Source organism: Albimonas donghaensis (assembly GCF_900106695.1).
GTDB lineage: Bacteria > Pseudomonadota > Alphaproteobacteria > Rhodobacterales > Rhodobacteraceae > Albimonas > Albimonas donghaensis.
Window position 1 is genome coordinate 594,494 of sequence record NZ_FNMZ01000002.1, and the last position, 18,726, is coordinate 613,219.

At 70.7% G+C, this 18,726-nt stretch carries 18 protein-coding genes and 1 pseudogene; 8 read left to right on the forward strand and 11 right to left on the reverse strand.

Annotated elements, in window-relative coordinates; all coding sequences use genetic code 11:
• Positions 1-77 precede the first annotated feature (77 nt).
• The 5 genes from BLV24_RS22810 to BLV24_RS08605 are packed head-to-tail and all read left to right on the forward strand — an operon-like array spanning position 78 to position 3,362.
• Positions 78-446, forward strand: coding sequence for an SH3-like domain-containing protein (locus tag BLV24_RS22810; protein ID WP_281242896.1), 369 nt, complete (start codon positions 78-80; stop codon positions 444-446).
• The gene (locus BLV24_RS22815; RefSeq protein WP_281242897.1) at positions 439-744 is read left to right on the forward strand and encodes an SH3-like domain-containing protein; all 306 of its coding nucleotides are present in this window, start codon (positions 439-441) and stop codon (positions 742-744) included. Before BLV24_RS22810 ends, BLV24_RS22815 begins: the two co-directional genes overlap by 8 nt.
• Complete coding sequence (gene nthA / locus BLV24_RS08595; protein ID WP_092680743.1) at positions 734-1,426, forward strand: nitrile hydratase subunit alpha; 693 nt, start codon at positions 734-736, stop codon at positions 1,424-1,426. Before BLV24_RS22815 ends, nthA begins: the two co-directional genes overlap by 11 nt.
• Positions 1,423-2,340, forward strand: a complete 918-nt coding sequence (locus BLV24_RS08600; protein ID WP_092680744.1) for a DMT family transporter — start codon at positions 1,423-1,425, stop codon at positions 2,338-2,340. Before nthA ends, BLV24_RS08600 begins: the two co-directional genes overlap by 4 nt.
• The gene (locus BLV24_RS08605) at positions 2,340-3,362 is read left to right on the forward strand and encodes a lysophospholipid acyltransferase family protein (RefSeq protein ID WP_092680745.1); all 1,023 of its coding nucleotides are present in this window, start codon (positions 2,340-2,342) and stop codon (positions 3,360-3,362) included. The genes BLV24_RS08600 and BLV24_RS08605 overlap by 1 nt, the downstream gene beginning before the upstream one ends.
• A gap of 12 nt (positions 3,363-3,374) precedes the next feature.
• Here the strand turns inward: BLV24_RS08605 and BLV24_RS08610 are convergent, their stop codons facing one another.
• The 5 genes from BLV24_RS08610 to acnA form a co-directional block, all read right to left on the reverse strand.
• Positions 3,375-4,190: a DUF1223 domain-containing protein gene (locus BLV24_RS08610; RefSeq protein WP_092680746.1), complete on the reverse strand. Its 816-nt coding sequence runs from the start codon at positions 4,188-4,190 to the stop codon at positions 3,375-3,377.
• A 286-nt stretch (positions 4,191-4,476) separates the two neighbouring features.
• Entirely contained in the window at positions 4,477-4,752 is a 276-nt protein-coding gene (locus tag BLV24_RS08615; RefSeq protein ID WP_092680747.1) for an usg protein, read from the reverse strand.
• A 298-nt stretch (positions 4,753-5,050) separates the two neighbouring features.
• Complete coding sequence (locus tag BLV24_RS08620; protein ID WP_092680748.1) at positions 5,051-6,778, reverse strand: methyl-accepting chemotaxis protein; 1,728 nt, start codon at positions 6,776-6,778, stop codon at positions 5,051-5,053.
• Positions 6,775-7,203, reverse strand: coding sequence for a hypothetical protein (locus BLV24_RS08625; RefSeq protein WP_143040265.1), 429 nt, complete (start codon positions 7,201-7,203; stop codon positions 6,775-6,777). The genes BLV24_RS08620 and BLV24_RS08625 overlap by 4 nt, the downstream gene beginning before the upstream one ends.
• A 288-nt stretch (positions 7,204-7,491) precedes the next feature.
• Complete coding sequence (gene acnA, locus BLV24_RS08630; protein WP_092680750.1) at positions 7,492-10,242, reverse strand: aconitate hydratase AcnA; 2,751 nt, start codon at positions 10,240-10,242, stop codon at positions 7,492-7,494.
• A 351-nt stretch (positions 10,243-10,593) separates the two neighbouring features.
• Here acnA and ccmA point away from each other — a divergent pair, with 351 nt between their 5' ends.
• From ccmA to BLV24_RS08645, 3 genes are all read left to right on the forward strand, one after another.
• Positions 10,594-11,277, forward strand: coding sequence for a heme ABC exporter ATP-binding protein CcmA (gene ccmA / locus BLV24_RS08635; RefSeq protein WP_092680751.1), 684 nt, complete (start codon positions 10,594-10,596; stop codon positions 11,275-11,277).
• Positions 11,274-11,939, forward strand: a complete 666-nt coding sequence (ccmB, locus tag BLV24_RS08640; RefSeq protein ID WP_092680752.1) for a heme exporter protein CcmB — start codon at positions 11,274-11,276, stop codon at positions 11,937-11,939. Before ccmA ends, ccmB begins: the two co-directional genes overlap by 4 nt.
• Positions 11,940-12,010: 71 nt before the next feature.
• Positions 12,011-12,283, forward strand: a complete 273-nt coding sequence (locus BLV24_RS08645) for a hypothetical protein (protein ID WP_092680753.1) — start codon at positions 12,011-12,013, stop codon at positions 12,281-12,283.
• Positions 12,284-12,586: 303 nt separating this feature from the next.
• Here BLV24_RS08645 and phoB read toward each other — a convergent pair whose 3' ends face one another.
• The 6 genes and pseudogenes from phoB to BLV24_RS08675 all read right to left on the reverse strand — a co-directional run bounded on the left by phoB (position 12,587) and on the right by BLV24_RS08675 (position 18,717).
• Positions 12,587-13,309 carry a phosphate regulon transcriptional regulator PhoB gene (gene phoB / locus BLV24_RS08650; RefSeq protein ID WP_092680754.1) on the reverse strand — a complete coding sequence of 241 codons (723 nt, stop codon included), beginning with the start codon at positions 13,307-13,309 and terminating at the stop codon, positions 12,587-12,589.
• Between the two features lie 73 nt (positions 13,310-13,382).
• Positions 13,383-14,174, reverse strand: coding sequence for a phosphate signaling complex protein PhoU (gene phoU, locus BLV24_RS08655; RefSeq protein ID WP_218133373.1), 792 nt, complete (start codon positions 14,172-14,174; stop codon positions 13,383-13,385).
• A 28-nt stretch (positions 14,175-14,202) separates the two neighbouring features.
• Positions 14,203-14,996, reverse strand: a pseudogene (gene pstB / locus BLV24_RS08660) (phosphate ABC transporter ATP-binding protein PstB).
• 32 nt (positions 14,997-15,028) lie between these two features.
• Positions 15,029-16,396, reverse strand: coding sequence for a phosphate ABC transporter permease PstA (gene pstA, locus BLV24_RS08665; protein ID WP_092680756.1), 1,368 nt, complete (start codon positions 16,394-16,396; stop codon positions 15,029-15,031).
• Positions 16,393-17,589 (reverse strand): phosphate ABC transporter permease subunit PstC, encoded by a 1,197-nt coding sequence (pstC, locus tag BLV24_RS08670; RefSeq protein WP_092680757.1) that lies wholly within the window; start codon positions 17,587-17,589, stop codon positions 16,393-16,395. Before pstC ends, pstA begins: the two co-directional genes overlap by 4 nt.
• Positions 17,590-17,682: 93 nt before the next feature.
• Positions 17,683-18,717: a substrate-binding domain-containing protein gene (locus tag BLV24_RS08675; protein WP_092680758.1), complete on the reverse strand. Its 1,035-nt coding sequence runs from the start codon at positions 18,715-18,717 to the stop codon at positions 17,683-17,685.
• Positions 18,718-18,726 lie beyond the last annotated feature (9 nt).

The following is an 18,726-nucleotide window of genomic DNA, read 5'->3' on the forward strand; positions in this document are numbered from 1 at the left end:
CACGGTTCTGGCTGCCCGGGGCGGTTTCGCGCCTCAACCGGCTTGGCGCCGCGCCGCGGCCGGCGTAGCGTCCTCCCATGACCGAAAGATCCTGGCATGACATGGGCGGCCTTCCCGCCGGCCCCGTGGTCCCCGAAGAACACGACTACGCGCTGTGGGAACGGCGTGTGGACGCGCTCCTGACGCTCGCCACCACCAAGGGCAAGTTCACCGTCGACGGCCTGCGCCGGGTGCTGGAGGACATGGGCCCCGAATTCTTCGAGACGCACAGCTACTACGAACGCTGGATCGAATCGGTGAACCGCAATCTCATCGAATCCGGGCTTTATTCCACCGCGGAACTCGCCGCCAAGCTGGAAGAGGTCCGCGCCCGCGGCGAGACCTATGGCGAATGCTCGCTGACCGCGCCGGAAGCCGGGTCGGGCCCCGAGGCCGGCGATGGCTGAACGCCCCCCCCCGCAACGCATGCGCGTCCGCGCCTGGGGGACCAAGGGCCTGCACGCCCGCGCGCCCTGGTATCTGCGCGGCAAGACCGGGATCGTCGAGCGGCGCCTGGGGGCCTACAAGAACCCCGAGCAGCTCGCCTACGGCCTGCCGGCCGAGCCGGTCCCGCTCTACCGCATCCGCTTCACCATGGCCGAGATCTGGGGCGACGAGGCCGAGCGCCCAGACGACACCATCGACGCCGAGATCTACGAGCACTGGCTCGAACCCATCGCGGAGGGTGACGACCATGCCCCATGACCACCACGACCATGATCACGGGCACGACCACGCGCCCGGCGCGCTCAGCCCCTCCGGCCATCCCTACCGCGCCGATCAGGACGGCCCGCTGACCCGCGCCCAGGCGCTGGAGATCGCGGTGCGCGAGCTGATGATCGAAAAAGGCCTGGTGACCGCCGACGAGATCGCCGCCGCCATCGCCCGGATGCAGGCCCGAACGCCGGCCATGGGCGCCGCCGTCGTCGCCCGCGCCTGGACCGACCCGGACTACAAGGCCCGGCTGATCGCCGACGGCCGCGCCGCCGCGCAGGAGCTGGGCGCCGATATCGAGGCCATGCACCTGCTGGTGGTGGAGAACGACGCGCAGACCCACAATGTCGTGGTCTGCACGCTCTGCTCCTGCTACCCGCGCTTCCTGCTCGGCCCGCCGCCGGACTGGTACAAGCAGCGCGCCTACCGGTCCCGCGTGGTGATCGAGCCGCGCCGGGTGCTCGGCGAATTCGGGTTGGACCTGGCGGAGGACGTCACCGTCCGGGTCCACGACTCCACCGCCGACATGCGCTACCTGGTCCTGCCCGCCCGCCCCGAGGGGACCGAGGGCTGGTCCGAGGAGGCGCTCGCCGCCCTCGTCACCCGCGACTGCATGATCGGCGTCGCGGTCCCGCGCCTGCCCGATCCGGCCCCCGTCGCCGCCGCGGAATGACCTGCCCTGCAGAGCCGACCACGCCCTCGCCCGGCTCGGGCGAGGGTTTCCGCAGCCGCGAAATCTACGGCATCGGGCTCTACGTATTGTCGGTGTTCTGCTTCTGCTCCATGGACGTGGTCGGCAAGCTGCTGCTGGAACGGCACGAGCCGCTGATGGTGGTCTGGGCCCGCTACGCCTCGCAGGGGTTCTGGGCGGTGGTGATCATGGCGCCCTGGCTGCGGACCATGCTGCGCACCTCGCAGCCCGGCCTGCAGGTGGTGCGCGCGCTGATGCCCTTCGGAACCAGCCTGTCCTTCTTCTACGCCATCCAGCACATGCAGCTGGCCGAGGCCGTGGCGGTGTTCGAGGTCTGCCCGCTGATCATCACCGTGCTCGCCTATTTCGTGCTGGGCGAGAAGGTCGGCCCGCGCCGATGGGCGGGGGTGGGGATCGGGCTCGCTGGCGCGCTGATCATCATCCGGCCGGGGACGGACGTGTTCCAGACGGCTTCGCTGCTGCCGATCCTCGGGGCCTTCTGCTTCGCGGGCTACGCCATCCTGACCCGGTTGATGGGGCCGCGCGAAAGCCACTGGACCTCGTTCCTCTACACCGCGCTGATCGGCGCGGCGCTGGCCTCGCTGCTCGTGCCCTTCTACTGGTCGACCCCGTCCTGGGCGGATGCGGCGGTGATGAGCGTCTTCGGCGTGCTCGGCGGGATCGGGCATATCCTGATGACGCTGGCCCTGCGGCACACGCCGGCCTCGGTCGCGGCGCCGTTCAACTATACCGGGCTGGTCTGGGCGGCGATGTGGGGGCTGGTGGTCTTCGGCGAGTTCCCCGATGTCTGGACCTGGGTCGGGGCGGCGGTGATCGTCGGCGCCGGCCTTTATGTGTGGTGGCGAGAGCGTCAGCGGGCGCGGGAGATCGCGTGATGGCGGACAGGGCGGCGAAGCCGAAGGCGGGCGCGAAGGCGAAGCAGCCCGCGGCGCGGGTCCGCAGCTGGCCTCGGCGCGTGCAGGACCGGATCGAGATCGGGGCGCTGCGGGTGCTGGGCGCGGTGATGACCCGCCTGCCGCCCCGCCGGGCCTCGGACATGCTGGCCGCGGGCGGGGGCTTTCTGCTGCCGCGGCTGGGTTTCCTGCGCAAACGGATCGAGCGCAACCTGGACCTGGTGCGTCCGGACATGCCCGCGGACGAAAGGCGGCGCCTGGCGGCGGGCGTGGGGCGTCATTTCTCCCGGGCCATGCTGGAATACGGCACGCTGGACCGCATCGCCGCCGACCCCTCCCGGCTGCGCCACGAGGGCGCGGATCCGCTGGCCGAGGCTCAGGCGGCGGGGCGGGGGGCGATCCTCGTCTCCGCCCATTTCGGACAATGGGAGGCGGTGCGCCTGGCCGCCCGCGCGGCCACGGGGCGCGACTGCGCGATGGTCTATCGACCCTACAACAACCCGCATTTCGACAAATGGATCAACAGCCTGCTGCATCATGCCGGCGGGCCGGTGATCCCCAAGGGGATGCACGGGACGCGGGATCTGCTGCGTCACCTGGGGCGCGGCGGCATGGTGATGATCCTGGTCGACCAGCGCCAGACCGGCGCGCCGCTGCTGCCCTTCCTGGGGCGCGAGGCGGAGACCGCGACGGTGGCGGCGGAACTGGCTCTGCGCTACGGCGCGGCGCTGATCCCGGCGCGGGCCCGGCGGGCCGAGGACGGGCTGACCTTCGACGTGCGCTTCGAAGACGAGATCCCGCCCTCCGACCCCGAGACCATGATGGCGCGGGTCAACGACCGCATCGGCGCCTGGGTCGAAGCGGATCCCGACCAGTGGCTGTGGCTGCATGGTCGCTGGAAGCGGCGCGCCCGGGGCGAGCAGGTGCGCGCCGCGCGGGCCGAGGCCGAGAAGGCGGCGGCTGGGAAGGTCGCGGCTGGGAAGACGGGCCCCCAGGGCGGCTGAGCGCCGCCCCGCTCAGTATTCCAGCCGCGCCGCGGCGATCACGGGCCCGATGCCGCTTTCCTGCAGGATCACCGCGACCCCGGCGCCCGACGCGTCATGTCCCGGCGAATCCGAGGGGACGGGGGCCGAGAACACCGCCTCGTCCCGCCCGTCCCATTTGCCGAGCTTCATCCAGCTGCGCGCCACGTTGCGATAGGCGATCTCCTGCCCGGCGTTCTCGCCTCGGTCGATCAGCAGCGGCTCGGGGCTGTGGAAGGGCACGAACCAGAGCACGCCGGCGGGGGCGGGATCGGCCAGCGGCGTGACCCGGACTTCCAGCGCATCCTCATGCAGGGTCAGGGTGATGGCGGCGGCGCGGGGCTCGTCCGCTATGGCGCGGATGGCGGCGATGGCCTCGTCGCGATGGCTGCCGACCAGGCGGGCGCGGCCCTGCACCACCATCTGCGGCGTGTAGACCGAGCGGGCGCCCGCGGCCTCGCCATAGGCGACCTGGCGGCGGGTGAAGGCCGGCATGGCGTAGACGTCCTGCCAGCCGAGATAGTCCCAGTAATCCACATGCAGCGACAGGGCGAGGATGTCCGGGCGGGCCGCGAGTTCGGCGAGGAAGGCGTCCGCCGGCGGGCAGGAGGAGCATCCCTGGGACGTGAACAACTCGACCACGGTCAGCGGCGCCGGCGGCTCCGCTCCGGCGGGAACGGCGGCGAGCCCCAGCGCCACGGCCGTCGCGGCGGCGGCGCGGCGCGGCAGCCGCGTCGGGCCGGGCCGGGCGCGGGGCGCGGGGCGACGGCCGAGGCGGGTCACGCGGTTGATCAGGCTGGAAATCATCATGCGCCTCCGTTGGGTGGCAGAACCCTAGCGGGGGCGCCGGCGGCCTGCGAGTCAAGCCTGCGAGAGAGCCCGAGAGCGATGACCCGGCCGGCCGGGGAGGGAGCCGCGCGACGACCCGCCCGCCGGTGGCGCCGTGGCGCCCGCGCGGCGCGGCGACGTCGGTTCATGCGGCCCCGTTTCAGGACGCGGTTTCAGGACGCGGTTTCGGGGCGCGGCTTCGGGGGGCCCGCAGGTTCGCGCGGCGGGTCCCCGCGCCGGACCGTCGCCCGGGCGCGGGGCGTCGGCGTCAATGCAGCATGACCTCGTGCGTGCGGCAGTTCACTTCCCGGGCGCCGAGCAGCCTGGAATGGCAAACCCGGACGGAATGCAGCGGGCCTTCCAGCTCACGGCTCCAGAAATCCAGGAAGTCCCTGAGCTTGGGGAATTCCGGGGCCAGGTCGTAGTCCTGCCAGAGATAGGTCTGCAGGATCGAGCGGGCGTCGGGAAGGCGGTAGGTGATTTCGGCGGTGGCCAGCGACCAGCCTTCGAGCTGGCGACGGAAGTCGGGATCGACCGGGGTCATGCGCGTGCTCCTCTATGGCGTCTCCTTCAGCAGGGTTGCGCGCGGTCGGCGGCGTGCGTTTCGGCACGGTCCCGGCGCCGGCGGTGAGGCCAGTTTGGCGGATAGGCGTGGAGGTTCCATTGATTTCTGCGCGGGATCGCGGATTTCCCTGCCTCGGCGCGGTTTGCGACGCCTGCGCGGGCACGTCGCCTGTATTTTGGTCAGCCGAGGCGCGGGCCGCGGGCGCCGGGCGCCGATCATGCCGCCGGGCGCCCCCGCATCGGCGGGGGCGCCCGGCGCGACGCGCGACCGGCGCGCCTCAGGCGGCGCGGTTGCGGCGGGCCTGGTCGATCACGAAGCGGCCGACATGCGAGCTGAGCTCGGCCATGTTGTCCCGAAGGCGGCCGACCGCGGTGGCGGCGCGCTCCGCGGTCGCGGCATTCTCCTGGGTCGCCGCGTCGAGCTGGGTGACCGCGTGATTGACCTCTGACAGACCCTGCGACTGCTCCCGTCCCGCGGAGGCGGCGTCGGCGATGGCCCGGGCCAGCGAGTCGATGCCCTCGGTGATCTGGCCAAGCGATTCGCCCGTGCGCTGCACCAGCTTCACGCCGTCGGAGACGTGCCCCGTGCTCTCCTGGATCAGGGCGGTGATGTCCTTGGCCGCCTCCGAGGATCGCTGGGCGAGGGTGCGCACCTCCGCCGCCACCACGGCGAAGCCCTTGCCGGCTTCGCCGGCGCGCGCCGCCTCCACCGCCGCGTTGAGCGCCAGAAGGTTGGTCTGGAAGGCGATCGAGTCGATCACCGAGATGATGTCCGAGATCCGCGAGGAGCTGTTCTCGATCCGCTCCACCGCATCCACGGCCTCCCGCGCCGCGGTTTCGCCGGTTTCGGTGCGGCGGGTGATGTCGGCGGCGAGGCGCTCGGCCTCGGTCAGCCGCTCGGCCGAGGAGGCGACGGTGGACGAGATCTCCTCCATCGTCGCGGCGGTCTCCTCCAGCGAGGCGGCCTGGCCCTCGGCCTGACGGGCCACGGCGCCCGCGCTCCCCGAAATGTCCTCGACCGCGCCGTCGGCCTGGCTCACCGCCTCCGAGATCCCGCGGGCCATGTCGGCCAACGACCGGGAGGTGAGGTTGAGGCTGGTGCGCGCGGTTTCGAACCGACCCTCCCGCGCCCGGCGCGATTCGTGGGTCAGGTCGCCGCCGGCCAGGGCGCCGAGATGGCTGTCGAGGTCGTCGAAGACCTCTCCCACCCGGTCGAACAGGCTGTTGAGGCCGTCGGCGAGGCTCTGCATCGCAGGTTCCTCGAAACGTTCCTCGATCCGGCGGGAGAAGTCCCCGGCCAGGCCCTGGCGCACGGTCTCGCCGAATACGGTCTCGAGCCTCGTCATCATCTGTTCCCGTCGGCGGGCGTCGGCGGCTTCGGCTTCGCGGGCATGGGCCTCGGCGGCCTGGGCGCGGCGCGCTTCCTCCTGCGCCTTCCCCCGCTCCTGCCGCGCCGCGAGGTCCAGCGCCCGGCGGTCGCTGACCGCGGCCACCAGGACCCCGGTCTCCAGCACCACGATCCAGGCGTGGAACAGGGTGCGGCCAAGATCCGAGCCCCCGGGGTAAAGCATAGTCGGGAAAGCGAAATTCAGCGACAGGTGATGCACGGCGATGGCCCCGGCGCCGGCCAGGACAGCGCCGACATCGACCATGGCGGCCAGCGCGGCCAGCACCGCGAAGAAATACATGTGGGTGTCGACCTGCCAGGCGTGGCCGGTGAAGGCCACGGTGAACAGCGCCGCCTGCCCGACCAGCGCCACCGCGACCCCGGCCCGCGCGATGTTGGGGGCGCCGCGCAGCGTCGCCTCCATCACCGCCGAGACGAGCAGCGACAGGCCGGCGACCCATATCGCCGGCCCGCCGACCATCATCGCCACCGCGCCCATGACCGGCGCATGGGCCCAGGCGTACCAGGCGAGGCCGCGCGTGGCGCGCTTCTGGGCGAGCGCGAGCGAGTCGGTCTCCCCCGTTTCCGCGCCGGCGAGGAATGAGGCGATGGTGTTCATGCAGCCGCTCCGCAAAGTTGGGCGAGTCGTCCCGCGTCCAGCACGAACCAGGCGCCGGAGGTCAGAAGACGTTCGGTGAAATCGGCGTCGCCGCCGGCGGCGAAGGCGGCGAAGGGGGCCTGGACCGGCCCCACGATCCGACCGCCGGCCGCGTCCGCGATGGCGTCGAGGTCGCGCCAGGGCGGCGCCACCACCAGCACCGGGGCGCGCGCCGCCCCTGTCCCGGCGGGGTCCGCCGCGAGCCCGGCCAGGGCGGCCAGCGGCCCGGCCAGCGCGACCACCACCACCAGCGCGGCCAGCGCGCCGCGCCCCCGCCCCGCCGGTTCCCGTCCCGCCCGTTCCCGTCCGGCCCGGACGATACCGGGCTCGGGGGCTGTCTCGGGGGCGGGATCGGGCGCGCGGGGATCGGGTCGCGTCGGCGTCATCGCGGGTTCCATGCATCTCGCGCCGCCGGTCAGGCGGCGGCCGCGCGATAGATGGACCGTCGGGGTAAAGGCCACGCTAACGGCGCCCGCGTCGCCGCCTCCGACCACCACGCGCGTCCCGTGAAAGGCGCGGACTCGGGGGAGGCAGGGCGGGCCGGATGCGGCCGCCCGGCACGGGCGGACGCGATGGGCCGGCCGGCCTCCCCCCCCGGCCGGCCCATCGCAACGCGAAAGGGCCGCCCCCGGGGGGCGGCCCTTCCAGTCACGTCAGGCGTCGATGCGCGCCGGTCAAGCGGCCTTGGCGAGGTTGCGCAGCACGTAGTGCAGCACGCCGCCGTTCTCGACGTATTCGATCTCCACCTCGGTATCGATCCGGCACTTGAGGTCGATCGTCTCCACCGCGCCGTCGGGCCGGGTGATCTCGGCCTTCACGATCGACAGCGGCTTCAGGTCGCCCTCGAGCCCGCGGATGCTCACCGTCTCCTCGCCGGTGAGGCCCAGCGACTTGCGGGTCTGGCCGCCGGTGAACTCGAACGGGATCACGCCCATGCCCACCAGGTTGGAGCGGTGGATGCGCTCGAAGTTCTCGGCGATCACCGCCTTGACCCCCAGCAGCGCCGTGCCCTTGGCCGCCCAGTCGCGGGACGACCCCGCCCCGTACTGCTCGCCGCCGAAGATCACCAGCGGCTTGCCCTCGGCCTGGTAGGCCATGGCGGCGTCGAAGATCGAGGTCTCGCCGCCGTCGGGGCCCTTGGTGTAGCCGCCCTCGACCCCGTCCAGCATCTCGTTCTTGATGCGGATGTTGGCGAAGGTGCCGCGCATCATCACTTCATGGTTGCCGCGGCGCGAACCGTAGGAGTTGAACTCCCGCACCGGCACCTGACGCTCCACCAGATACTGGCCGGCGGGGGTGGTTTCCTTGAACGACCCGGCGGGCGAGATGTGGTCGGTGGTGACCATGTCGCCCAGCACCGCCAGCACCTTGGCGTCGACGATGTCGGTGATCACGCCCGGCGTCTTGGACATGCCCTGGAAATAGGGCGGGTTCTGCACATAGGTCGACTGCGCCGGCCAGTCATAGGTCTTGGAGTCGGTGGTGGCGACCGCCTGCCACTTCTCGTCGCCCTTGAACACGTCGGCGTATTTCGACTGGAACGCCTCGCGGGTCACGGTCTTCTCGACCAGCTCGGCGATCTCCTGCGTGGTCGGCCAGATGTCCTTGAGATAGACGTCCTGCCCGTCCTTGCCCTGACCGATCGGGTCCGTGGTCAGGTTGATGTTGAGGTCGCCGGCCAGCGCGTAGGCCACCACCAGCGGCGGCGAGGCCAGGTAGTTGGCGCGCACGTCCGGAGAAATCCGGCCCTCGAAGTTGCGGTTGCCCGACAGCACCGAGGTGGCGATCAGATCGCCGTCCGCCACCGCCTTGGACAGCTCCGGCGCGATCGGGCCGGAGTTGCCGATGCAGGTGGTGCAGCCGTAGCCGACCAGGTTGAAGCCGATGGCGTCCAGGTCCTCCTGAAGCTCCGCGGCCTCAAGATACTGGGACACCACCTGGCTGCCCGGCGCCAGCGAGGTCTTGACCCAGGGCTTGCGGGTCAGACCCAGCGCGCGCGCCTTGCGCGCCACCAGCCCGGCCCCGATCATCACATAGGGGTTCGAGGTGTTGGTGCAGGAGGTGATCGAGGCGATGACCACCGAGCCGTCGCGCAGCTCGTAATCCTGGCCGTCGACCTTCACCGACTTGCGCGGGTCGCCGCCGGCGACGGGGGCCGGGCCCTCGGCCGCCATGTCGGCGGCGCGCTCGGACATGTCGACGCCGCGATACTCGCCCACGACCTTCATGAACTCGCCCGCCGCCTTGTCCAGCGTGACGTAGTCCTGCGGGCGCTTGGGGCCGGAGATGGCGGGCACGATCTCGCCCATGTCGAGATGCAGGGTGTCGGTGTAGACCGGATCGTAGTCCGGGCCGCGCCAGAAGCCGTTCTCCTTGGCGTAGGCCTCGACCAGCTTGATCCGGGCCTCGTCGCGGCCCGTGGTGCGCAGGTAGCGCAGGGTCTCGTCGTCGATCGGGAAGAAGCCGCAGGTGGCGCCGTATTCGGGGGCCATGTTGGCGATGGTCGCCCGGTCGGCCAGCGGCAGGCGGTCGAGCCCGTCGCCGTAGAATTCCACGAACTTCGAGACCACGCCCTTTTCGCGCAGCATCTGCACGACCTTCAGCACCAGGTCGGTGGCGGTGGTGCCTTCCATCATCGAGCCGGTCAGCTTGAAGCCGACGACCTCGGGGATCAGCATCGACACCGGCTGGCCGAGCATCGCGGCCTCGGCCTCGATGCCGCCCACGCCCCAGCCCAGCACGGCCAGGCCGTTGACCATGGTGGTGTGGGAATCGGTGCCCACCAGCGTGTCGGGATAGGCGACCTCGATCCCCTTCTGGTCGGTGTCGGTCCACACCGTCTGGGCGAGGTATTCCAGGTTCACCTGGTGGCAGATGCCGGTGCCCGGCGGCACCACGCGGAAGTTGTTGAACGCCTTCTGACCCCATTTGAGGAAGGTGTAGCGCTCGATGTTCCGCTCATATTCCCGGTCGACGTTCATCTGGAACGCGCGCGGGTTGCCGAACTCGTCGATCATGACCGAGTGGTCGATCACGAGGTCCACCGGGTTCAGCGGGTTGATCTGGTCCGGGTCGCCGCCCAGGGCGACGATGCCGTCGCGCATGGCCGCGAGATCCACGACCGCCGGAACCCCGGTGAAGTCCTGCATCAGCACGCGGGCCGGGCGATAGGCGATCTCGCGCGGGTTCTGGCCGCCCTTCTCCGCCCATTCGGCGAAGGCCTTGATATCGTCCACGGAGACGGTCTTGCCGTCTTCGAAGCGCAGCATGTTCTCGAGCACCACCTTCAGGGCGGCGGGGAGCTTGGAGAAATCGCCGAGCCCCGCCTCGGTGGCGGCGGGGATGGAGTAGTAGGCGATGGTCTGACCGTCGATGCTCAGCTCGCGGCGGGCGCCCGCGGTGTCCTGTCCGACAATGATCGGCACGCTCGTTCTCCTTATCGACTGGGCCCGCGGATCGCAGCGTCGGGAGGCGGAGGGCTCAGCGCCCGCAGCGGCGACGGCTTCACGCGGGCCGGTCCTGGCAACCGGCTTGGTAAGTGGGTGATACGACCATTCGCAACGCAATGCAATCGCTGTATGCGATTGTATGCGGTAGAATGCAATGCAATCCCCCTGCGTCGCGTCCTTGTGCGCAACGGGCGTTCCGCTTCAGGGCGGGGCGCCCCCTGCGCCCGACCCCGCGACGGGGCGTCATGCCGCAGGACCGGTCCCGCGCCCGTCCCGCGCCGCCTCGCCCGCTTCCGTAGGCGGCGCGAAGCCCCTAAAGCTCTTCCCATGAAACTCGTCGCCCATGACCTGGCCTGCCGGCGCGCGGGACGCACCATTTTCCGCGGGCTCGGCTTCGCGGTGGCGCCCGGCGCGGCCGCGGCGCTGCGCGGGCCCAACGGCTCGGGCAAGAGCTCCCTGCTGCGGGTGCTGGCGGGGCTCGCGCCCGCGGCCGGGGGGACGGTGCGGCTCGGCGACCTGGACCTTGCGCGCGACGGCGAGGCCTGGCGGGAACGCGTGGCGCTGGCCGGCCATCTCGATGCGGTGAAGCCGGGCTTCAGCGTGCGCGAGAACCTCACCTGCTGGGCGGATTTCCACGGCGCCCCGCGCGCCCGCGCCGACGCCGCGCTGGAGCGTTTCGGCCTGGAGAGCCGCGCCGACGATCCGGCGCATTGGTGCTCCGCCGGGCAGAAGCGGCGGCTGGGGCTGGCGCGGCTGCTGATCGTGGACCGGCCGGTCTGGCTGCTGGACGAGCCCACGGTGTCGCTGGACGCGGCCTCCGTCGCCGTGTTCGCGCAGGTGGTGGCGGAGCATTGCGCGGCCGGCGGGCTGGCGCTGGCCGCCACTCATGTGGATCTCGGCTTCGGCGCGGGCGCGGAGGTGCATATGCCCGCCCCCGGCGCCTCGGACCCCGCCGACGACGACGCCAACCACGCCGCCTCCGACCCGTTCCTCGGAGAGGACTGGGCATGAGGGCGGCGCTGGCCTTGCTGCGCCGGGATCTCGGCCTGACCTTCCGCGCGGGCGGCGGCGGGCTGCTGGGCATCGCCTTCTTCATGCTCGCCGCCCTGCTGATCCCGCTGGGCGTGGGGCCGGAGGGCGGGGCGCTGGCGCGGATCGCCGCCGGCGTGCTCTGGGTCTGCGCCCTGCTCGCCTGCCTGCTGACCCTCGACCGGCTGTTCCAGGCGGATCTGGAGGACGGGGCGCTCGACCAGATCGCGCTGGGGCCGTTGCCGCTGGAGGCCGCGGTGCTGGCCAAGGCCGCCGCGCACTGGCTGGCCACGGGCCTGCCGCTGGCGGTGGTGGCGCCGGTGCTGGGCGTCATGCTGTCCCTGCCCGGCCAGGCCCAGGCGACGCTGGTCGCGAGCCTGCTGATCGGCACCCCGGCGCTGAGCCTGATCGGCGCGGTGGGCGCGGCGCTGACCGCCGGGCTGCGGCGCGGCGGGCTGCTGCTGTCGGTGCTGGTGCTGCCGCTCTATGTCCCCACGCTGATCTTCGGCGCCCAGGCCGCCGACCGCGCCGCCACGGGGCTGGAGCCGGGGACGGCGCTGCTGTTCCTCGGCGCCGTCACGCTGCTCGCGGCCGGCATCGCCCCTTTCGCCGCCGCCGCCGCCCTGCGGGTCAACCTGCGCTGAGCCGCAGGGGTTTCACCGATTTTCAAGGAATTCGACCGATAACCCCGCCGCGCGAGTGGTGGGAGGGATGCATGGCGGAGATCTGGAGCAAGGGCGAATACCGGCTGACCAACGCGGTGTACGAAGCCGCCGTCGCCCGCCGGAAGGAGGGGCGGCCCGCCCCGCGTCACGACATCGTGGCGCGCTGCAAGCGCGACACCGGGCGGCGGGCCGAGGGGTCGGTCCTCGCCCAGCTCGGCGCGCTCAGCGCGGCCCGCAAGGCGTTGGGGATGGAGGTGCTGCCCGAATTCCCGCCGCTGGCCCATTACCCGCGCAAGCTCTTCGCCTATCTGCAGGCCCGCTGAGCCCGCGGCCGAGTCGCCAACCCCGGCGCCGGTGGGCGACGGCGGACATGGTGGACATAGGCGACATGGCGGACAGGGTGGGCGTGGCGAAGACCGGCCGCCCGGTCCCGGCTCGGGGGAGGCGTGACGCGGCGAGGGCGTGGTGGGGCGCGCAACCCATGCGGCGCCGGCTCGGGCGCGCCCGATCGCCGGGGCGCCCGCCGCGCCTGACCGTCCGCGCGCCGCAGTCCGGAACGCGAACCGCCGCGCCGGGGTCGCCCCCGCGCGGCGGTTTCAGGTCGGCGCCGATCCCCCGGCGCGCCGTCAGCCCCGCGCGGCCTGGCGGGCCGGGGTGGCGGCGTAGGTCTCGTCCAGCGCGTAGCCGGCCGAGCGCACCGTGCGGATCGGGTCGCGATCCCCGCGCCGGTTGATCGCCTTGCGCAGCCGGCCGACATGCACGTCCACCGTCCGGATCTCCACATACACGTCGCGGCCCCAGACCAGGTCCAGCAACTGCTCGCGCGAGAACACCCGCCCCGGGCGCTGCATCAGCACGTCCAGCAGCTTGAACTCGGTCGGCCCCAGATGCAGGTCCCGCTCCGCCCGCCGCACCCGGTGCGCCTGACGGTCGAGGATGATGTCCCCGAAGGTCGCCACGTCGCCGGCCAGCGTCGGCCGGGACCGGCGCAGCACGGCGCGGATCCGGGCCAGCAGCTCGGTCATCGAGAACGGCTTGGTGAGGTAGTCGTCCGCCCCCGTCTCCAGCCCCCGGATGCGGTCATCCTCCTCGCCCCGGGCGGTGAGCATGATGACGGGGGTGTCCTTCACCTCCGAGCGCGCCCGGATCTGGCGGCAGATCTCGATCCCCGAGACATGCGGCAACATCCAGTCGAGCAGGATCAGGTCGGGCTTCTCGTCCTCGATGGCATAGAGGGCCTCGTCCCCGTCGCTCACCAGGCTCACCTTGTAGCCCTCGCGGGTGAGGTTGTACTCGAGCAGCGCGCAGAGCGACTCCTCGTCCTCGATCACCATAACGCGTGCGGTCATGACGTCTTTCTTTCAGGCGCCGCGCGCCCCCGTTCCTCCGCGCCGGCCTGCGCGACGGAACAGGGACCGGGCTTCAGCTTTCGTTGTCGGTCTTGGCGTCGTCGGAGGACGCGGCATCGTCGGAAGGGGCGTCGCCCGCGGCCGGGCTCGCGGCCCCGCCGTCGCCGTAACCACGAGGCCCGCGGGGACGTTCCTCGGTCAGCGGCTCGCCCACGGCGACGTAATAGGTCAGCTCCGCCAGGTGGGTGGCGTGGTCGCCGATCCGCTCCAGGTTCTTGGCGATGAACAACCCGTGCGAACCCAGCGTGATGGTCCGCGGATCCTCCATCATGTAGGTGATCAGCTCCCGGAACACGGAGTTGTAGAGCCCGTCGATCTCCACATCCCGGCGCCACACCGAGATCGCGGCGTCCACATCCCGCGACGCGAAGGCGTCCAACGCGTCCGACAGCTGGCGCTGCGTCTCCCGGCCCATGCGGGCGATGGAGGAGGTGATCGGCATCGGCCGGTCGCGGCTCAGGTCCAGCCCGCGGCGGGCGATGGACTTGGACAGGTCGCCCACCCGCTCCAGCGTCGAGGACATCTTCATCGACGCCACCAGCAGCCGCAGGTCGGTCGCCACCGGAGCGCGCAGGGCGATGAGCTGGATCACCTGCTCCTCCGCCTCCTGCTCCAGCCGGTCGAGCCGGCGATCCCGCGCCACCACCTGCTCGCACAGTTCGATGTCGCGCCGCTCCACGCCCACGATGGCGTCGGCGAGCATCTGTTCGGCCACCCCACCCATTTCGGCGAGCTTGGCGCGAATGCCCATCAGCTCTTCGTCGAAGGCCGAGACGATGTGCGGCCCGTTGTCCATAGTGCCCATGTGCTGGGTCCTCCTCGCAGGTCGCGGCTCAGCCGAAGCGGCCCGTGATGTAATCCTGGGTGCGCTGATCGGTGGGGTTGGTGAAGATCTTGGTGGTCTCGTCGTATTCGACCATGATCCCCATGTGGAAGAACGCGGTCTTCTGGGACACGCGCGCCGCCTGCTGCATGGAATGGGTGACGATCACCACCGAGAAGCTCTCACGCAGTTCGTCGATCAGTTCCTCGACCTGCGCCGTGGCGATGGGGTCGAGGGCCGAGCACGGCTCGTCCATCAGCAGCACCTCGGGGGAGGTCCGATGGCCCGCGCGATGCACAGGCGCTGCTGCTGGCCGCCCGACAGGCCGGTGCCCGGCGCATGCAGGCGGTCCTTCACCTCGTTCCAGATCGCGGCCTTGCGCAGCGACTTTTCAACGATCTCCTCCAGCTCCGACTTCTTCGAGGTCAGACCGTGGATGCGCGGCCCGTAGGCCACGTTGTCGAAGATCGACTTGGGGAACGGGTTCGGCTTCTGGAACACCATACCGACGCGGGCGCGAAGCTGCACCGGATCGACCTTGCGGTCGTAGATGTCTTCGCTGTCCAGCTTCAACGAGCCGGTGACCCGGCAGATGTCGATGGTGTCGTTCATCCGGTTCAGGCAGCGCAGGAAGGTGGACTTGCCGCAGCCCGACGGGCCGATGAAGGCCGTCACGGTCTTGTCCAGCAGGTCGACGCTCACGTCCTTGATGGCGTGGCTTTCGCCGTAATAGACGTCCACCCCCTCGCACTGGAACTTGACGTCGTGCTCGACGACGGCCTTGGCCTGGTTGTGGTCGTACATCTCGCTCGTCTCCAGATTCATGGTTTTTCCGCTCACCACCGGCGCTCGAACCGGCGGCGCAGGATGATCGCCACGAGGTTCATGATCACAAGGAAGACGAGCAGGACGATGATGGCGCCCGACGCGCGCTCCACGAAGGCGGGGTCCGCCCGCTGGGTGAAGTTGTAGACCTGCACGGGCAGGCCCGTCGCGGGTTCGAACAGGCCGCCCGGAGGCGCGTCGGGATAGTCGCGCACGAAGGCGACCATGCCGATCAGCAGCAGGGGCGCGGTTTCGCCCAGCGCCTGGGCGAGCCCGAGGATGGTGCCGGTCAGGATGCCCGGCGCGGCCAGCGGTAGGACATGGTGGAACACCGCCTGCATCTTGGAGGCCCCGACCCCCAGCGCCGCGTCCCGGATCGAGGGCGGCACCGCCTTCAGCGAGGCGCGGGTGGCGATGATGATCGTCGGCAGGGTCATCAGCGTCAGCACCAGCCCGCCCACGATGGGCGCGGAATTCGGCAGGTGCATCATGTTGATGAAGATCGCCAGCCCGAGGATGCCGAACACGATGGAGGGCACGGCCGCGAGGTTCGAGATGTTCACCTCGATCACGTCGGTCAAGAAGTTCTTCCTGGCGAACTCCTCCAGGTAGATCGACGCCGCGACCCCGATCGGCAGCGCCAGGCACAGCACGATCAGCATCATGTAGAGCGAGCCGAGCAGCGCCACGCCCAGGCCCGCGGCCTCGGGCCGGTTCTCGGAGGCGTCGGGGGCGGTGATGAAGTCCCAGTTGAACCGCTTCTCCATCGCGCCCGAAGCGACCAGCTCGTCGGCGGCGTTCAACTGGGCCACGTCCACCCGGCTGTCCAGCGCCGCGCTTTCCCGCGTGACCTTGCCCTTCAGGTACTGGTCGATGCGGGCGTTGGTCAGGAACTCGAACTCCACCGTCTTCCCGATCTCGTCGGGATTGGCGATGACGTAGTCGCGCAGCTTGGCGTTGGCGGCGCCGGACACCATGTCCGCCAGCATCTTGGGCGTCAGGTTCTCCGCGCCCTGGGCCTCCAGCTCCTCGGCCAGGGCGGTCAGCGAGCCCTTGATCATCGGGCTGTAGCTGAAGGTCAGGATCTTGGAGATCGCCTCCGGATCACGCTCCCCCGAGGGGTCGAGCACCGCGGGGTCGAGATAGATCTCGGCCTTCAGGAAGGTCTGCTGGAAGGACGGCAGACCGGCCGAGAGGATCGAGATCAGCAGCACCACCAGCGCCAGCACGCCCGTGCCCACGGCGCAGCCGCCGAGGATGCGGAACCGACGCTCGGCCCCGTTGCGGCGGCGGGTGTTGTCGTCGAGCACATGCAGCGACTTCTTGGGCTTGCGGGACGGCCCGGCCGCGGCGGCGGGAGGCATGGCGGCGTCGGTCATTCGTACTGCTCCCGGTACTTGCGGACGATGTAGAGCGCCAGAACGTTCAGCCCGAGCGTCAGCACGAACAGGGTGATGCCCAGCGCGAAGGCCACCAGGGTCTCGGGCGAGGCGAAGTCGGTGTCGCCGGTCAGCTGCGACACGATCTTGACGGTGACCGTGGTCATCGCCTCGAAGGGATTGAGCGACAGGCGCGCGGCGGCGCCGGCCCCCAGCACCACGATCATGGTCTCGCCGATGGCCCGCGAGGCCGCCAGCAGGATGGCCCCGACGATGCCCGGCAGGGCGGCGGGCATGATCACGTTGCGGATGGTCTCGGAGGGCGTGGCGCCCAGGCCGAGCGAGCCGTCGCGCATCGACTGCGGCACGGCGTTGATGATGTCGTCCGACAGCGAGGACACGAAGGGGATCAGCATCACCCCCATCACCAGCCCCGCGGTCATCACCGAGGACGCGCTCTCGCCCAGGCCCAGCGGCTCGGCGAAGTAGTCGCGCAGCAGCGGGCCCACGGTGATCAGCGCGAACAGGCCGTAAACGATGGTCGGGATGCCGGCCAGGATCTCGATCAGCGGCTTGGCCACGCCGCGCACCCGGGGCGAGGCGTATTCGCTGAGGAAGATCGCCGCGAACAGTCCGATCGGCACCGCCACCGCCAGCGCGATGAAGCTGATGTAGAGCGTGCCCCACAGCAGCGGCAGCATGCCGAGATCCGAGTTGCCCCGGAAGTTCGGCGACCAGGTGGTTCCGAAAAAGAAATGGGTCCAGGAATACTGGGAGAAGAAGCGCCCGGTTTCGAACACCATCGAGAACACGATGCCGACCGTGGTCAGGATCGCGATCGACGACGCCGCGATCAGCAGCCCCATCACCATGGTCTCGACCGTGTTGCGCGCGCGGAAGTCGCGGTCGATGCGCTGGTAGGCGTAGACGAAGCCGGCCAGGGCGGCGAGCAGCGCGGCCGTGTAGATGACGTTGATCGGCAGGCCGATGAAGCGGGTGGCGAAGCCCCCGACGGCCAGCACGCCGACCCCGGCCAGCCCCGCGGCGAGCGCGACGTTCCAGCCGTGATAGGACACCAGAGAGTGCAGCTGCTTGACGTCCCCGCCGGCGGCGGCGATCGCCTTGCGGCGCCCCAGGAAAAGTCCTCCGATGACCAGCACGGCCAGGAGGACGAAGAAAATCGTGGCGAACATGGCCCGGACGGTCCCCTCGGAAAAAGGGAAGGCGGCGCAGCGGCGGCCGCCTTCCCGGGTCCTTTCAGCCCGCGGCCGAAGCCGCGGAGAGGATCAGTTCATCACGTCTTCGGCGGCGATGGCGGCCTGGGTGTCGGCCAGCTCGGGATCGGCCACCAGGCCGTACTGGGCCAGCGGGCCGGAGGGGCCGGCGACGGCGTCGGACACGAAGAAGGAGGCGAACTCCTTCAGGCCGGGAACCACGCCGATATGGGCCTTCTTCACGTAGAAGAACAGCGGACGCGACACCGGATACTCGCCCGTGGAGATGGACTCGGTGGACGGGACCACGCCGCTCATGGTCGCGACCTTCAGCTTGTCGGTGTTGTTCTCGTAGAAGGCCAGGCCGAACACGCCGATGCCGTTGGAGTTGGCGTCGATGCGGGACAGGGTCTCGGTGTAGTCGCCGTCGATGTCGACCGACTTGCCGTCGGCGCGGACTTCCATGCAGGCGTCCTCGGCGTCATCCTCGGACATGCCCAGGTCGCCGGTCATCTTGGCCATGGCGCCCGACTCTTCGCAGCCGGCGAGGATCACCTTCTCCTCGAAGACTTCGCGGGTGCCGTGCTTGGTGCCCGGGATGAAGGCCGCGATCTCGACGTCCGGCAGGGACGGGTCGACGTCCGACCACTTCATGTTGGGGTTGTCGACCAGCTCGCCATCGACGATCTGCTTGGCGGCCAGGGCGTGGTACCACTGGTCGGGGGTGAAGGCGGTGAAGGCCGGGCCGTCGGTCTGGCTGGCGAACACGATGCCGTCATAGCCGATGCGGACTTCGATGATCTCGGTGACGCCGTTCTCGGCGCAGGCCTTGATCTCTTTCTCGCGGATGGCGCGGGAGGCGTTGGCGATGTCGATGGTCGCCTCGCCCACGCCTTCGCAGAACTTCTTCAGACCGGCGGAGGAGCCGCCCGACTCGACCACCGGGGTCGGGAAGTCGAAGTTCTCGCCGAAGGCCTCGGCGACGATCGAGGCGTAGGGCAGAACCGTCGAGGAGCCGGCGACGGCGACTTGGTCGCGCGCCTGGGCGCCGGTGGCGGCGGCCACGATGCCGGCGGCGGCCAGGGCGATGAGGTTGGTGGCTTTCACGGGGGATCT

Excerpts from the sequence above, each read along its gene's own strand:
- BLV24_RS22815 (WP_281242897.1), top strand. The coding sequence starts at position 439 with ATGGCTGAACGCCCCCCCCCGCAACGCATGCGCGTCCGCGCCTGGGGG.
- BLV24_RS08615 (WP_092680747.1), bottom strand. The coding sequence starts at position 4,752 with ATGACCCCGGTCGATCCCGACTTCCGTCGCCAGCTCGAAGGCTGGTCG.
- BLV24_RS08605 (WP_092680745.1), top strand. The coding sequence starts at position 2,340 with ATGGCGGACAGGGCGGCGAAGCCGAAGGCGGGCGCGAAGGCGAAGCAG.
- pstA (WP_092680756.1), bottom strand. The coding sequence starts at position 16,396 with ATGACCGACGCCGCCATGCCTCCCGCCGCCGCGGCCGGGCCGTCCCGC.
- phoU (WP_218133373.1), bottom strand. The coding sequence starts at position 14,174 with ATGGGCACTATGGACAACGGGCCGCACATCGTCTCGGCCTTCGACGAA.
- BLV24_RS08645 (WP_092680753.1), top strand. The coding sequence starts at position 12,011 with ATGGCGGAGATCTGGAGCAAGGGCGAATACCGGCTGACCAACGCGGTG.
- ccmA (WP_092680751.1), top strand. The coding sequence starts at position 10,594 with ATGAAACTCGTCGCCCATGACCTGGCCTGCCGGCGCGCGGGACGCACC.
- BLV24_RS22810 (WP_281242896.1), top strand. The coding sequence starts at position 78 with ATGACCGAAAGATCCTGGCATGACATGGGCGGCCTTCCCGCCGGCCCC.
- BLV24_RS08625 (WP_143040265.1), bottom strand. The coding sequence starts at position 7,203 with ATGACGCCGACGCGACCCGATCCCCGCGCGCCCGATCCCGCCCCCGAG.
- BLV24_RS08620 (WP_092680748.1), bottom strand. The coding sequence starts at position 6,778 with ATGAACACCATCGCCTCATTCCTCGCCGGCGCGGAAACGGGGGAGACC.
- pstC (WP_092680757.1), bottom strand. The coding sequence starts at position 17,589 with ATGTTCGCCACGATTTTCTTCGTCCTCCTGGCCGTGCTGGTCATCGGA.
- phoB (WP_092680754.1), bottom strand. The coding sequence starts at position 13,309 with ATGACCGCACGCGTTATGGTGATCGAGGACGAGGAGTCGCTCTGCGCG.
- BLV24_RS08610 (WP_092680746.1), bottom strand. The coding sequence starts at position 4,190 with ATGATGATTTCCAGCCTGATCAACCGCGTGACCCGCCTCGGCCGTCGC.
- nthA (WP_092680743.1), top strand. The coding sequence starts at position 734 with ATGCCCCATGACCACCACGACCATGATCACGGGCACGACCACGCGCCC.
- BLV24_RS08600 (WP_092680744.1), top strand. The coding sequence starts at position 1,423 with ATGACCTGCCCTGCAGAGCCGACCACGCCCTCGCCCGGCTCGGGCGAG.
- ccmB (WP_092680752.1), top strand. The coding sequence starts at position 11,274 with ATGAGGGCGGCGCTGGCCTTGCTGCGCCGGGATCTCGGCCTGACCTTC.